Genomic DNA, 14439 nt, shown 5'->3' with positions numbered 1-14439 from the left:
CGTCCCTTGACCCCAATTCCCCGTACTTGCGGCACTCTTGACTCGATCATGAAGTGTCATGAGCCTGGCTTGTGTTCGCTGCTGTGGCGGACCCACGCTAGGGGGGTTCATGAGACGTAGAGCGAGATCGATCCTCGCTGTCGGCGCGCTCCTGATCGGCGGAGCGAGCATCGCACCCATCGCCCAGGCACAACCCGGAGGTTCGTCCGGGACATCCGACGCGGACGAGGTCAAGGTCTTCCGCGCCGAGGTCACCAAGAAGCAGGTACCCCTGCTGCTGGCTGCAGGCCAGGACGCTCACGAACTCAGTGAGCAGGCGCCCGAGCAGGGCACCGCCACCATCGAGGTCTACCTCACCGACGACCAGGCGAAGAAGCTCGAGAAGCAGGGCGTACCGCTCACCGAGCACACCCTGTCCGCCAGTGCCGAGGACCGCGTCGAAGCCGCCGCCGACGGCGTGTTCCGCCCCTACAGCGGCAAGGGCGGACTGAAGGAGGAGATCCTCCGCACCGGCCAGGAGAACCCCGGCCTCACCAAGGTCGTCTCCATCGGCAAGACGATCAAGGGCCAGGACATCCTCGCGCTCAAGCTCACCAAGAACGCGAAGAAGACCAAGGACGGCTCCAGACCCTCCGTGCTGTACCTGTCCAACCAGCACGCGCGTGAGTGGATCACCCCGGAGATGACCCGCCGGCTGCTCCACCACTACCTGGACAACTACCGGACGGACCAGCGGATCAAGAAGCTCGTCGACACCACCGAGCTGTGGTTCGTCCTGTCGGCCAACCCCGACGGCTACGACTACACCTTCGAGGACACCGACAACCGCCTGTGGCGCAAGAACCTGCGGGACGTCAACGCCGACGGCGTGATATCCACCGGCGACGGCGTCGACCTCAACCGCAACTTCGCCTACAAGTGGGGCTACGACGACGAGGGTTCGTCCCCCAACCCCACCAGCCAGACCTACCGCGGCGCGGGCCCGAACTCCGAGCCCGAGACCCAGGCGCTGGACGCGTTCGAGAAGCGCATCGGCTTCGAGTACGGCATCAACTACCACTCCGCCGCCGAACTCCTCCTCTACGGCGTCGGCTGGCAGGTCGCGACGGACACCCCGGACGACGTCCTCTACGAGGCGCTGGCCGGCACCCCGGACAACTCCGCGATCCCCGGCTACCACCCGCAGGTCTCCTCGGAGCTGTACACCACCAACGGCGAGGCCGACGGTCACGCGGCCAACGTCAACGGCACCGCGATGTTCACCCCCGAGATGTCGACCTGCCAGACGATCTCGAACCTCGACCCGAACGACCAGTGGAACGCGGCCGACTGCCAGTCGGTGTTCAACTTCCCGGACGACGAGAAGCTGATCCAGCAGGAGTTCGAGAAGAACATCCCGTTCGCGCTCTCCGTCGCCGAGAGCGCCGCCCGTCCCGACCAGCCGAAGTCCTCGGTCGGCCTGACCGCGGCCGACTTCACCCCGGCCGGCTTCACCACGTCGTACTCCCGCGGCGCCGACCAGGAGGTCTCCGTCGTCGCCCGCAAGGCGCTGCGCGACAAGGAACTCAAGTACCGCGTCAACGGCGGCCGTACGTACGACCAGGCGCTCAGGCCCTGGAAGGGCGGCGAGACCTTCGGCGGTGAGGACAACCTCTACTTCGACGAGTACCGGGCCAAGGTGCAGGACGGCGAACCGGGCGACAAGGTCGAGGTGTGGTTCACCGGCGAGACGCCGAGCGGCAGGAAGGTCTCCAGCGAGCACTTCACCTACACCATCGCCGAGCGGCCCCGGGCCGACACCCTCGTCGTCGCCGAGGAGGGCACGGCCGCCACACAGGCGCAGACCTACGTCGACGCGCTGAAGGCGAACGGCCGCAGGGCGATCGTCTGGGACGTCGCCACCCAGGGCCCGCCCGACGCGCTCGGCGTGCTCGGCCACTTCGACACGGTCGTCCACTACACGGGCGCGAGCGTCCCCGGCAACCCGACCCAGCTCGAGCTGCGCGCCTTCCTCAACGAGGGCGGCAAGCTGATCGAGGCGGGCGAACTGGCCGGCGGCAACGTCGACCTCGGCGACGGCACCCCGTCCAACGACTTCAGCCAGTACTACCTGGGCGCCTACACCCGGACGTCCCTGTCCGGCGCCACCTCCTACGAGGGCACCGGCGCGCTCGCCGGCGCGGGCGGACCCCTGGGCGCCGCGCCCGGCAACCCGCTCAACCAGGCCGGGTCCTACAGCGTCACCTCCGAGACCCTGCCCGTGGCCACGTTCCCACAGTTCGCCAGCGCGGGCGCGGGCCGCTACCCCGGCACCGCCAACCCGTACGGGCCCTACGAGGGCACCTCCATGGCCGCCGTCACGCACAGCGACTACGCCTGGAACCGCCTCACCCGCACCATCGACCTCACCGGGGTGAGCGCGTCCGACAAGCCGGGCCTGCGCACCCGCATGCTGTGGAACACGGAGGAGGGCTACGACCACGCCGTCCTGGAGGCGCACACCGCAGGGGCCGACGACTGGACCACGCTCCCGGAGACCGGCGGCGCCACCAGCACCGCCGTACCCGTCGAGTGCGAGGCCGGCTACCTCATCCAGGCCCACCCCGCCCTCCGGCGGTACCTGACGCTCTCCGGCGGGGCCTGCGCGCCCACCGGCGCCAGCGGTTCCTGGAACAGCTTCACCGGGGCCTCGGCCGGCTGGCAGGAGGTGTCCTTCGACCTGTCCGCGTACGCCGGGAAGACCGTCGAGGTGGCGCTCTCCTACATCACCGACCCCGGCTCCGGCGGCCGCGGCGTCCTCGTCGACAACGCGTCCCTCGTGACCGGTGGCACGGCGACCGAGACCGAGGGCTTCGAGACGTCGCTGGGCGCCTGGAGCGTGCCGGGCCCGCCCGCGGGCAGCCCCGCGGTCGTCAAGGACTGGGCGCGTTCCGGCGCGCTCTTCCAGACGTACGCGTCGGTCACCACGGACGACACCGTGCTGCTGGGCTTCGGCCTGGAACACGTCACCGCGGCGGCCGACCGCAACGCGCTCATCGGAAAGGCCCTCGCCTCACTTGACGAGTGACACGCTGAGGTCAACACCGCGCGACGCGATGTGATCAGAACGAGTGACCGGGCCTTCGGGCCAGGGCGGTCCGTACCCCTACTGGCGGGTACGGGCCGTCCTGCCGTGTATGGGGCGACTCGATGTCACCCCGGGCGCCTCGGAGAGGTAGGGTCGGGGGTGGTCGGGGACATCCCAAATACAGCTCGCCGGCACCGCATGGCCGGCGTACCAACGAGGAGATCGGTTCGTGACGATCCGCGTAGGCATCAACGGCTTTGGCCGCATCGGTCGTAACTACTTCCGCGCGCTACTGGAGCAGGGTGCTGACATCGAGATCGTGGCTGTCAACGACCTGGGTGACACCGCGACCACCGCTCACTTGCTCAAGTACGACACCATCCTGGGCCGCCTGAAGCAGGAGGTCTCGCACACCGCCGACACGATCACCGTCGACGGCAGGACCATCAAGGTCCTCTCCGAGCGCAACCCCGCCGACATCCCGTGGGGCGAGCTGGGCGTCGACATCGTGATCGAGTCCACCGGCATCTTCACCAAGAAGGCCGACGCCGAGAAGCACATCGCCGGCGGCGCCAAGAAGGTCATCATCTCGGCTCCGGCCACGGATGAGGACGTCACCATCGTGATGGGCGTCAACCAGGACAAGTACGACGCCGCCAACCACCACGTCATCTCCAACGCCTCCTGCACCACCAACTGTGTGGCGCCGATGGCCAAGGTCCTCGACGAGAACTTCGGCATCGTCAAGGGCCTGATGACGACGGTGCACGCGTACACGAACGACCAGCGCATCCTGGACTTCCCGCACAAGGACCTGCGCCGCGCTCGTGCCGCCGCCGAGAACATCATCCCGACCACCACCGGTGCCGCCAAGGCCACCGCCCTGGTGCTGCCGCAGCTCAAGGGCAAGCTGGACGGCATCGCCATGCGCGTCCCGGTCCCCACCGGCTCGGTCACCGACCTGGTGCTGGAGCTCAGCCGCGAGGTCACCAAGGAAGAGGTCAACGCCGCCTTCCAGAAGGCCGCCGAGGGCGAGCTCAAGGGCATCCTCGAGTACACCGAGGACCCGATCGTCTCCTCCGACATCGTCAACGCCCCGGCGTCCTGCACCTTCGACTCCTCCCTGACCATGGTCCAGGAGGGCAAGAACGTGAAGGTCATCGGCTGGTACGACAACGAGTGGGGCTACTCCAACCGCCTCGTCGACCTGACGGTCTTCGTCGGCAACCAGCTCTGATCAACAGAGCAGGTACCTCGATGTGAGGGCAGGGCTCGGGCAGCGCAGGGACGCGCCGCCCGGGCCCTGACTCACGTACGGATCGGCCCTCTCTACGATCACGGAGCAACACCAGCCCTCCCGGGAGCCCTTTACATGAAGACGATCGACGAACTCCTCTCCGAAGGCGTGGCCGGCAAGCGGGTCTTCGTCCGCGCCGACCTCAACGTGCCGCTCGACGACGGCACCATCACCGACGACGGCCGCATCCGCGCCGTGCTGCCGACCGTCAAGGCCCTCGCGGACGCGGGCGCCAAGGTGGTCGTCGCCTCGCACCTTGGCCGCCCCAAGGGCGCGCCGGACCCCGCCTTCTCGCTCGCCCCCGCCGCCTCCCGCCTCGGTGAACTCCTCGGGTCCGACGTCGCCTTCGCGACCGACACGGTCGGCGAGTCCGCCCGCTCCACCGTCGCGGCGCTGGCCGACGGCCAGGTCGCGGTCATCGAGAACCTGCGCTTCAACCCGGGCGAGACGGCCAAGGACGACGCCGAGCGCGGCGCCTTCGCCGACCAGCTCGCCGAGCTCGCCGACGTCTACGTCGGCGACGGCTTCGGCGCGGTGCACCGCAAGCACGCCTCCGTGTACGACCTCCCGGCCCGCCTGCCGCACGCCGCCGGCTACCTCATCGCCACCGAGGTCGGCGTCCTGAAGAAGCTCACCGAGGACGTCGAGCGCCCGTACGTCGTCGCCCTGGGCGGTGCCAAGGTCTCCGACAAGCTCGCCGTCATCGACGAACTGCTCGGCAAGGCCGACCGCCTCCTCATCGGCGGTGGCATGGCCTACACCTTCCTCAAGGCCAAGGGCCACGAGGTCGGCATCTCCCTCCTCCAGGAGGACCAGATCCCGGCCGTCCAGGAGTACATCGAGCGCGCGGAGAAGACCGGCGTCGAGCTGGTCCTGCCCGTCGACGTCCTGGTCTCCACCGAGTTCCCGGACCTGAAGACGAAGGCCCCGGCCAACCCCACCACCGTCGCCGCGGACGCGATCCCCGCGGACCAGGAGGGCCTGGACATCGGCCCGCAGACCCGCAAGCTGTACGCCTCGAAGCTCGCCGACGCGGCCACCGTCTTCTGGAACGGCCCGATGGGCGTCTTCGAGCACCCCGACTACGCCGAGGGCACCAAGGCGGTCGCCCAGGCCCTCCTCGACTCCCCGGCCTTCACGGTCGTCGGCGGCGGCGACTCCGCCGCGGCCGTCCGCCTCCTGGGTTTCGACGAGGACGCATTCGGCCACATCTCGACCGGCGGCGGCGCCTCCCTCGAGTACCTCGAGGGCAAGACGCTCCCCGGCCTCGCCGCACTGGAGGACTGACCTAGATGAGCACGCGCACGCCGCTGATGGCGGGCAACTGGAAGATGAACCTCAACCACCTCGAGGCCATCGCCCACACCCAGAAACTCGCCTTCGCCCTGGCCGACAAGGACTACGACGCCGTCGAGGTCGCCGTCCTGCCGCCCTTCACCGACCTGCGTTCCGTGCAGACGCTGGTCGAGCACGACAAGCTGAAGATCAAGTACGGCGCCCAGGACATCTCCGCGCACGACTCCGGCGCCTACACCGGCGAGATCTCCGGCCCGATGCTGGCCAAGCTGAGGTGCACCTACGTCGCGATCGGCCACTCCGAGCGCCGCCAGTACCACGGCGAGACCGACGAACTGGTGAACGCCAAGGTCAAGGCCGCCTACAAGCACGGCCTGACCCCGATCCTGTGCGTCGGCGAGGAACTGGCCGTCCGCGAGGCTGGCAACCACGTCACGCACACCCTCGCCCAGGTCGAGGGCGGTCTGAAGGACCTCCCGGCCGAGCAGGCCGAGACGATCGTGATCGCCTACGAGCCCGTGTGGGCCATCGGCACCGGCAAGGTCTGCGGCGCCGGGGACGCGCAGGAGGTCTGCGCCGCCATCCGCGGCAAGCTCGCCGAGCTGTACTCGCAGGACGTGGCCGACAAGGTCCGCATCCAGTACGGCGGCTCCGTGAAGTCCGGCAACGTCGCGGAGATCATGGCGCAGGCCGACATCGACGGCGCGCTGGTGGGCGGTGCCTCGCTGGACCCCGAGGAGTTCGTCAAGATCGTGCGTTTCCGCGACCAGTGATCCGAGCTGTGAGTATGCGGTAGACGCGATCCGTCGTACCCTTGCGGGGGCACAGCGCCGTCGCTGTGCCCCCGTCGTTATCCGATTCCGAGGAAGTTGGTCCAGCCGTGGTTTTGGGGTTCTCGATCGCCCTGATCGTCTTCAGCCTGCTGCTGATGCTGCTGGTGCTGATGCACAAGGGGAAGGGCGGCGGCCTCTCCGACATGTTCGGTGGCGGCATGCAGTCCTCCGTCGGCGGCTCCTCGGTCGCCGAGCGCAACCTCGACCGCATCACCGTCGTGGTCGGTCTGCTGTGGTTCGCGTGCATTGTTGTCCTCGGCCTCATGATGAAGACGAACAGCTGATCCGCGACGCACACAAACGCACATTCCGCACGTAAGGCCCCATGTTCGGTACGCGCAGCTGAGCGCGGCCTATCATGGGGCTTGCGTCTAGGTGTGGGGGCTGTAACTCCAATCACTGGACGCGCGTTGGGCCTTACGTAGACTGAGGCGCTCGCAGCGAAGCGAAACGCCGACTCGCTTTGCGGCACCATCACGCAGGGAGTTACGACCGTGGCAAGTGGCAACGCGATCCGAGGAAGCCGGGTCGGGGCGGGGCCGATGGGCGAGGCCGAGCGCGGCGAGTCCGCGCCGCGTCTGCGCATCTCCTTTTGGTGCTCCAACGGGCACGAGACGCAGCCCAGCTTCGCCAGCGACGCGCAAGTGCCCGATACCTGGGACTGCCCGCGCTGCGGCTTCCCGGCCGGCCAGGACCGGGACAACCCGCCGGACCCGCCGCGCACCGAGCCCTACAAGACGCACCTCGCCTATGTGCGGGAGCGGCGCAGCGACGCGGACGGCGAGGCGATCCTCGCCGAGGCGCTCGCCAAACTGCGGGGCGAGATCTAGGAGTTGAGGACCGGCCGGGTGCCCGTGGGCGCCTGGCCGGACCTGTTTCGCACACCGGCGGCCGGCCGCCTCCCCACCGATTGTCAGTGGTGCCCTCTACGGTTTTCGTAGTGGTCCTCGTCGCGGTTTCCCCGACGAGGACGAACCGGACAGCCGGAAGGGGGAGTTGTGACGACGGTCGGAACGGCGGACGGCCGCGCGCCCGCGTGGCGCGGTGGCTTCGGGCGACTGTGGAGTGCCGCCGTGATCTCCCGGTTCGGGGACGCGTTACGGACGACCGCGCTGCCCCTGCTCGCCGTGCAGCTCACCGACGACCCCCTGGTCATCGCCTCCGTGACCGCCTGCGCCTACGTCCCCTGGTTGCTGTTCGGCCTGCTCGGCGGGGCCGTCGCCGACCGGGTGGACCAGCGGCGCGCGATGTGGGCCGTGGACACCGTGCGCGGCCTGCTCGTGGCCGCCTTCGCGCTCACCGTCGCCCTCGGGCACGCCTCGATCCCGCTGCTGCTCGCCCTCGCGTTCCTGCTCACCACCCTCCAGACGCTCTTCGACAACGCGGCCACGGCACTGCTGCCGTCCCTGGTGGAGCGCGAGGCCCTGGGCGGGGCCAACGCCCGGCTGATGACCGGTCAGCAACTCGCCGGCGGCCTGCTCGCCGGGCCGGTCGTGCCGCTGCTGCTCGGCGCCGGCGCCTTCGTGCCGTTCGCGGCGGACGCGGCCACCTATCTGCTCGCCGCCGCCCTGGTCGCCTCCCTGCGGATACGCCCGCCCGGGCGGGAGCCGCGCCCCGCGGGCAGCACCCTGCGGACGGAGATCGGCGAGGGGCTGCGCGCCCTGTGGCGCGACCGTGTCCTGCGGCCCGTCTGCCTGGCCACCCTGCTCTGCAACATCGGCATGGGCGCCCTGATCGCCACCCTGGTGCTGCATGTGACGCACTGGCTGCACGCGGGGAGCACCGGGTTCGCCGCCGCCCTGACGGTGTACGCCGTCGGCGGCCTCGCCGGCGGCTTCGTCGCCCAGCGGATCGCCCGGCGCACCGGGCGGGCCCGGGCCCTGCTGCTCGGCGGCACCGTCCAGACGGTGTCCCTGCTGCTCATCGGCGGCGTCCGTCATCTCGGCGCCCTTCTCGCGGGCATGCTGCTGCTCGGCGTCATGAACATGGTGTGGAACGTCCACCAGGTCACCCTGATGCAGCAACGCAGCCCCGAGGCCATGGTGGGCCGTATCTCCTCCGCCTTCCGCACGGCCTCCACCTCCGGTGCCCCGCTCGGCGCCCTGCTCGGCGGAGCCGCGGCGGCGGCTTCCGGCCTGAACGCGCCCGCACTCCTCGCGGCCCTGCTGTTCGCCCTGGCCGTCACCGCGTTGATACCGGCGGGCAAGGCGGACGTACCTGTTGTTGTACCGACGGACGGTCCCACCGCAGCTCGCGTCACCGGCTGATCAACTAGGTTGGGACCCGCAGCGGGACAGCACGCGCAGTACGGACAGGTGAGGAAAGAGGGCTGGGTCCGACATGAACGCAGACGGCCGTACGAGGCTCAACCAGACGCCCGAGTGGACCGCTCTGGCCAAGCACCGCGAGGAACTCGGCGAGGTGCAGCTGCGTGAGCTGTTCGCCGCCGACCCCGGGCGCGCCGACGGGTACACGGTGCAGGTCGGCGACCTGCACATCGACTACTCCAAGCATCTCGTCACCGACGAGACGCTGCGGCTGCTGCGTGAGCTGGCGGCCGCCACCGACGTCTTCGGACTGCGGGACGCGATGTTCCGAGGCGAGAAGATCAACACGACCGAGAACCGCGCGGTGCTGCACACCGCCCTGCGCGCCCCGCGCGACGCGGTGATCGAGGTCGACGGGGAGAACGTCGTCCCCGCGGTGCACGCCGTCCTCGACAAGATGGCCGACTTCGCCGGCCGGGTCCGCTCGGGTGCCTGGACCGGCCACACCGGCAAGCGCATCAAGAACGTGATCAACGTCGGCATCGGCGGTTCCGACCTGGGCCCGGCCATGGCCTACGAGGTGCTGCGCAGCTACACCGACCGTGACCTCACGGTCCGCTTCGTCTCCAACGTGGACGGCGCCGACCTGCACGAGGCGATCCGGGACCTGGACCCGGCCGAGACGCTGTTCATCATCGCGTCCAAGACGTTCACCACCATCGAGACGATCACCAACGCCACCTCGGCCCGTGGCTGGCTGCTGGACGCGCTCGGCGACGAGGCGGCCGTCGCCAAGCACTTCGTCGCCCTGTCGACCAACGCGGAGAAGGTCGCCGACTTCGGCATCGACACGGCCAACATGTTCGAGTTCTGGGACTGGGTCGGCGGCCGTTACTCCTACGACTCGGCGATCGGCCTCTCCCTGATGATCGCCATCGGCCCCGACCGGTTCCGCGAGATGCTCGACGGCTTCCACCTCGTCGACGAGCACTTCCGCACCGCCCCCGCCGAGGCCAACGCCCCGCTGCTGCTGGGCCTGCTGGGCATCTGGTACGGCAACTTCCACGACGCCCAGTCGCACGCGGTGCTGCCGTACTCGCACTACCTGTCGAAGTTCGCCGCCTATCTCCAGCAGCTCGACATGGAGTCCAACGGCAAGTACGTCGGCCGGGACGGCAGGGAGGTCGACTGGCAGACCGGGCCCGTCGTATGGGGCACGCCGGGCACCAACGGCCAGCACGCCTACTACCAGTTGATCCACCAGGGCACGAAGCTGATCCCGGCGGACTTCATCGGCTTCGCCGAGCCCGTCGCCGAGCTGAGCGACGAACTCAGGGCGCAGCACGATCTGTTGATGGCCAACTTCTTCGCCCAGACCCAGGCGCTGGCCTTCGGCAAGACGCCGGACGAGGTCCGGGCCGAGGGCGTGCCGGACGAGCTGGTGGCCCACAAGACGTTCAAGGGCAACCACCCCACGACCACGATCCTCGCCCGTGAGCTGACCCCGTCGGTGCTCGGTCAGCTCGTCGCGCTCTACGAGCACAAGGTGTTCGTGCAGGGCGCGGTGTGGAACATCGACTCCTTCGACCAGTGGGGCGTGGAGCTCGGCAAGGTGCTCGCCAAGCGCGTCGAACCGGCCCTGACCGAGGGGGCCGAGGTCCCCGGCCTGGACGCCTCGACGCGGGCGCTGGTCGCCAGGTACCGGGAGCTGCGCGGCCGACGCTGACCACCGCCGCGGGACGCGGTGGCACCGACCGCCCGTCCCGCGGAGCCTCTCGGCGGTCGGCGACGTCGTCCCGCGGAGCCTCTCGCGACGGGCGGCCTCTGTCCCGGGGAACCACCTGGCGCCGGCCCCCTGGGGAACCTCCCGGCACGGGCGGCCCCCTCCCACGGAGCTCCGCGGATCCCCCGGCCAACCCGGATCCCCCGGCCAACCCGGATCCCCCGGCCAACCCGGATCCCCCGGCCAACCCGGCGCCCCCGGCCAACGCGGATCCCCCAGCAGACCCGGGGCCCCCGACACCCCTCAGGCCACCGCGCTCAAGGTGTCCGCGAGACGGCGGCGGGCGGCGCGGGTCGCCGGTACGGCGGCGAGCGCTGTCGCTCCCAGTACCGTCGCGGCGCAGAACAGCAGCAGGAAGGCGGGGGACGGGCCTTGGGCGATCCCGGCGCCGACACCGCTCGATCTGCCCTGGGCGTCGATCACCCAGTGCGCGAGGGGGGTGCCCAGCGCCGTGCCGACGAGGACCGCGGCCAGGGCGGTGCCGCCGGTGGCCGTGACGGTGATCGCGGTGATCTGCCGCGGGGACAGGCCGATGGCCTTGAGCGCCAGCACATCCCGTTCGCCCTCGCGCACGGTGCCGCCGATCACGGTCAGCAGTTCGATGAGTCCGATGAGGGCCAGGACCGCGATCAGACCCACGACGACTCCGCGCAGCGGGGAGAGCCCGTCGGCCGGGTTCGTCGCGGCGCGCACGTCCAGGTGACCCTGGCCTGCCGCGGCCAGCCGGCCGGCCACCGTGTGCGGGTCGGCGCCGGGGCGCAGTCGTAGCTGGTACAGGGTCGGGCCGAGCCCGGGGTCGTTCTCGCGCAGGGTGTCGAGCGAGGTGGAGATGACCCGGCCGGCGTTCTCCGGCTCGATGCTGCGGCCCACGATGTGCAGGATCTGCGGCTGCTCGCCCACGGTCATCCGCACCCAGTCGCCGACGCGCACGTCGAGCAGGTCGAGCAGGCCCTGCCCGGCCACCGCCTCGTCGCGGCCGCGCGCCGGGCGGCCCTCGGCCACGGCGTACGGGTAGGGGTCCTGGCGGGTGCCGAGGCCGCGCAGGGCGATGGTGGCCGTCTGGCCCGGGACGAGGGCCGCCACCTCCACGCCCGGGTAGGCCGTCGCGACCTGGGTGTCGCGTTCCAGCAGGGTTCGCGTCTCCCGGTCGGTGAGGCCGGCGTCCGCGTGGACGGTGAGCGCGGTCGGCAGGCCGATCTGCTCGGGCCTGGTCTGGAAGCGGTCGATGGTGGTCCAGGCGCTCATCGCGACCACGATCAGCAGCAGCGGCAGCGCGAGCCGGGCCACCGTCGCCAGCGACCGCGGGCGCCTGGTGAACGCCTTGTGCCAGCCGAGGACCAGGGCGGGCGGCAGCCGCAGTCCGAGCGCCCGGCGCGCCACGCCGGAAAGACGTCCGCCCACCGGTGCCGCGGGCCGCGGCACCGGTACGGGAGGCACACGCCCGGCCCGCCAGGCCGCGAGCCCGGTGGTCGCGCCGATGAACAGCACCGCCCCCACCGGTATTGCGAACAGCGCCACCGTGTGCGCGGGCAGCCCCTGCCACACGCCGACCGCGTCCCCCAGACGTCCCGGGACACGGCTGCCCAGCGCCTGGGTGAGCGCCGCCGCGGCCACGGCGCCCAGCAGCGCGTAGGCGATGTGCTGGAGCAGGAAGATCCGCACGACCTGCCCGGGCGTGAAGCCGATCGCCTTCAGCACCGAGATGTCCCGCAGGTGGCCGCGGATGCGGGTGCTGATCGCGCCGTGCACGGCGAGTCCGGCGGCGACCAGCGCGCCCAGGCCGAACAGGCCCAGCACCTGTCCGAGCAGCCGGTTGTCGCCCTGTGCCTCGGCGCGGGCCTGCTGCCAGGTGGAGACCTCGCTGACCGCGCCCGCGCCCAGGACGGTGACGGCGCGCTGGACGGCGTAGTCCGTGTCGTCGGGATCGGTCAGGCGCACCCCGGTCACCTGGCCGTCCGGGTCGGGCACGGCGGACGGGAGGGCCCAGACGAGCCCGGGGTGCTCGCCCGGGCGGAAGCGGGGTTCGGCGCTGTCCGCGACGCCGAGAACGGTCAGTCTCCGTGCGGTGCCCGGCAGGGTGAGGGTGTCGCCGGGTCCGGCCACCAGGGCGCGGGCGAGGCGGCTCTCCAGCACCACGCCGTCGGGGGTCGCGGGGTCCAGCCAGTGGCCGGAGGTGATCAGCGGGCGGCCGACGGCGGGCCGCTCGGGCGTGCCGCGCAGTTCGACGGAGGCGCGGGTGCCGCGGGAGGTGAGGGTGGCGGAGGCGACGGGGTAGGGGCCCGCGACGGACTCGACGCCGTCCAGCGTGGACAGCTTCCCCGTTTCGGCGGACGGGCCGGTGTGGATCCACACGTGCGCGCCGCGCGCCTGGGTGAAGACCCGCTGCCAGGGGTTGGTCGCGTATCCGAAGAGCGCCGTGGCCAGCAGCAGGGAGGCGACGATGCCGGCGGTGGCGAGGACGAGGAACAGCGCCTCGCCGCGGTGTGTGCGCAGATCGGAGTGCGCCCAGCGCAGGGTGGCTCGCACGGGCTCAGCCTCTCCGCTCGCGCGGGGCGAGCCGACCGTCGTGGACCCGCATGTCAGTCCTTGAGCTCCAGCACCCCGGATATACCGGTCCCGCGCGACGGTGTGCCGTCCAGTTCCGCGTCGTCGGCTATGCGTCCGTCGAAGAAGCTGATCACGCGGTCCGCGGCGCTGGCCAGCCGGGCGTCGTGGGTGACCAGCACGATCGTCTGGCCGCGCCGGTGGAAGCGGGAGAGCAGCCGCATCACCTCGCGGGTGCCCTTGCTGTCCAGACTGCCGGCGGGCTCGTCGGCCAGCAGCAGCGGCGGATGGTTGACCAGGGCCCGGGCCAGCGCGACCCGCTGCTGCTCGCCGCCGGACAGCTCGCCCGGCATGCTCCGCTCCTTGCCGGCCAGCCCCAGCTCGGCGAGGAGTTCCTCGCGCGCGGCGCGCGCCTGCCGGGGGGAGGCCCCGCCGAGCAGCGCGGGCAGCTCGACGTTGTCGGCGACGGACAGGTTCGACACCAGGTTGAAGAACTGGAAGACGATGCCGATGCGCTTCCTGCGCTCCACCGCCCAGCGGGCCTCGCTGTACGCGTCGGTGCACTCGCCGTCCAGCCAGACGCTGCCGCTGTCCGGGCGCTGCAGCCCGCCGAGCAGGTGCAGCAGGGTCGACTTCCCGGCGCCGGACGGACCGGTGATCGCCACGAACTCGCCCTGCCGTACGGACAGGTCGACCCCGCGCACGGCACGTGCCGGCGCGCCCTCGCCGTGGTGCGTCTTGACCAGGCCCTGGGCGCGCAGCACGGGAGCGCCGTCGTTCACTCCAGTTCCTCCAGCTCTTCCTGGCACCGCTCCAGCCAGTCGAGGTCGGCCTGCAGATGCAGCATCGCGCCTTCTATCAGCAGTTGGGCGATACGGTTGTCCCGGTTCTCGGCGGCGGCCAGTTTCGACAGGTTGCGCATGGTGTTCAGGTACTGGCGCCGCTGCTTGTTGATGAGGGCGATCTGGTCGGCGAGACCGGTCTGCGGGGCGAGGGCGAGCTTCATGAAGAACTCGTCCCGCACCCGCGGCTCGTCCTCGGGCTCCTCGAACCAGGCCCGCAGTGCCTCCCGCCCGCTGTCGGTGAGGTGGTAGACCTTCTTGTTGGGCCGGCTGGACTGCGCGATGTCCTCGCCCTCGATCAGTCCCTGCTTCTCGAGGCGGCCGAGGGTCACGTAGACCTGGCCGACGTTCGGCTGAGGGTACGCGGAGCCCAGCAGTTGCTCAAGGTCCTGCTTCAGCTCGTAGCCGTGGGCCGGACCACGGGCGAGGAGTGCCAGGAGGGGCAGGCGCACTACCGCGGTCCTCCTGTCCTCGTAATGTGCTCCAGGCCCTAGTATCGCCCATACCTAA

The 14439-nt window shown here is 70.7% G+C and carries 11 protein-coding genes; 8 read left to right on the top strand and 3 right to left on the bottom strand.

From position 1 onward, the window contains the following. Positions 1 to 109 precede the first annotated feature (109 nt). The 8 genes from ACIBBD_RS22275 to pgi all read left to right on the top strand — a co-directional run bounded on the left by ACIBBD_RS22275 (position 110) and on the right by pgi (position 10486). Positions 110 to 3067 carry a M14 family zinc carboxypeptidase gene (locus ACIBBD_RS22275; protein ID WP_399421215.1) on the top strand — a complete coding sequence of 986 codons (2958 nt, stop codon included), beginning with the start codon at positions 110 to 112 and terminating at the stop codon, positions 3065 to 3067. Positions 3068 to 3296: 229 nt separating this feature from the next. Continuing rightward, positions 3297 to 4304 (top strand): type I glyceraldehyde-3-phosphate dehydrogenase, encoded by a 1008-nt coding sequence (gap, locus tag ACIBBD_RS22270; RefSeq protein WP_399421214.1) that lies wholly within the window; start codon positions 3297 to 3299, stop codon positions 4302 to 4304. Between the two features lie 135 nt (positions 4305 to 4439). Beyond that, complete coding sequence (locus ACIBBD_RS22265) at positions 4440 to 5651, top strand: phosphoglycerate kinase (RefSeq protein WP_399421213.1); 1212 nt, start codon at positions 4440 to 4442, stop codon at positions 5649 to 5651. 5 nt (positions 5652 to 5656) lie between these two features. Next, on the top strand, positions 5657 to 6433 hold the full coding sequence (tpiA, locus tag ACIBBD_RS22260) for a triose-phosphate isomerase (RefSeq protein WP_399421212.1): 777 nt from the start codon (positions 5657 to 5659) through the stop codon (positions 6431 to 6433). A 107-nt stretch (positions 6434 to 6540) separates the two neighbouring features. Further along, positions 6541 to 6777, top strand: coding sequence for a preprotein translocase subunit SecG (secG, locus tag ACIBBD_RS22255; RefSeq protein WP_399421211.1), 237 nt, complete (start codon positions 6541 to 6543; stop codon positions 6775 to 6777). Positions 6778 to 6987: 210 nt separating this feature from the next. After that, a complete protein-coding gene (locus ACIBBD_RS22250; RefSeq protein ID WP_003957010.1) occupies positions 6988 to 7323 on the top strand; it encodes an RNA polymerase-binding protein RbpA in 336 nt (111 codons plus the stop codon). A gap of 168 nt (positions 7324 to 7491) precedes the next feature. Next, entirely contained in the window at positions 7492 to 8760 is a 1269-nt protein-coding gene (locus tag ACIBBD_RS22245) for an MFS transporter (protein ID WP_399421210.1), read from the top strand. A gap of 73 nt (positions 8761 to 8833) precedes the next feature. Next, positions 8834 to 10486 carry a glucose-6-phosphate isomerase gene (pgi, locus tag ACIBBD_RS22240; protein ID WP_399421209.1) on the top strand — a complete coding sequence of 551 codons (1653 nt, stop codon included), beginning with the start codon at positions 8834 to 8836 and terminating at the stop codon, positions 10484 to 10486. Between the two features lie 300 nt (positions 10487 to 10786). On the opposite strand, the gene ACIBBD_RS22235 is transcribed toward pgi, so the two are convergent. Genes ACIBBD_RS22235 through ACIBBD_RS22225 form a run of 3 tightly spaced genes read right to left on the bottom strand, consistent with a single transcriptional unit; the run spans position 10787 to position 14381 of the window. After that, a complete protein-coding gene (locus tag ACIBBD_RS22235) occupies positions 10787 to 13069 on the bottom strand; it encodes an ABC transporter permease (protein WP_399421208.1) in 2283 nt (760 codons plus the stop codon). Between the two features lie 53 nt (positions 13070 to 13122). After that, a complete protein-coding gene (locus ACIBBD_RS22230; protein WP_399421207.1) occupies positions 13123 to 13869 on the bottom strand; it encodes an ABC transporter ATP-binding protein in 747 nt (248 codons plus the stop codon). Beyond that, the gene (locus ACIBBD_RS22225) at positions 13866 to 14381 is read right to left on the bottom strand and encodes a PadR family transcriptional regulator (RefSeq protein ID WP_399421206.1); all 516 of its coding nucleotides are present in this window, start codon (positions 14379 to 14381) and stop codon (positions 13866 to 13868) included. Before ACIBBD_RS22225 ends, ACIBBD_RS22230 begins: the two co-directional genes overlap by 4 nt. Positions 14382 to 14439 lie beyond the last annotated feature (58 nt).

Source organism: Streptomyces sp. NPDC051315 (assembly GCF_044455165.1).
Classification (GTDB): Bacteria; Actinomycetota; Actinomycetes; order Streptomycetales; family Streptomycetaceae; genus Streptomyces.
The sequence above is the reverse complement of the archived record's forward strand: the minus strand, read 5'-3'. Positions and strand labels throughout refer to the sequence as shown.

What these genes read in the sequence shown, in the direction of transcription:
- ACIBBD_RS22265 (WP_399421213.1), top strand. Translation starts at nt 4,440, where the DNA reads ATGAAGACGATCGACGAACTCCTCTCCGAAGGCGTGGCCGGCAAGCGG.
- pgi (WP_399421209.1), top strand. Translation starts at nt 8,834, where the DNA reads ATGAACGCAGACGGCCGTACGAGGCTCAACCAGACGCCCGAGTGGACC.
- tpiA (WP_399421212.1), top strand. Translation starts at nt 5,657, where the DNA reads ATGAGCACGCGCACGCCGCTGATGGCGGGCAACTGGAAGATGAACCTC.
- ACIBBD_RS22275 (WP_399421215.1), top strand. Translation starts at nt 110, where the DNA reads ATGAGACGTAGAGCGAGATCGATCCTCGCTGTCGGCGCGCTCCTGATC.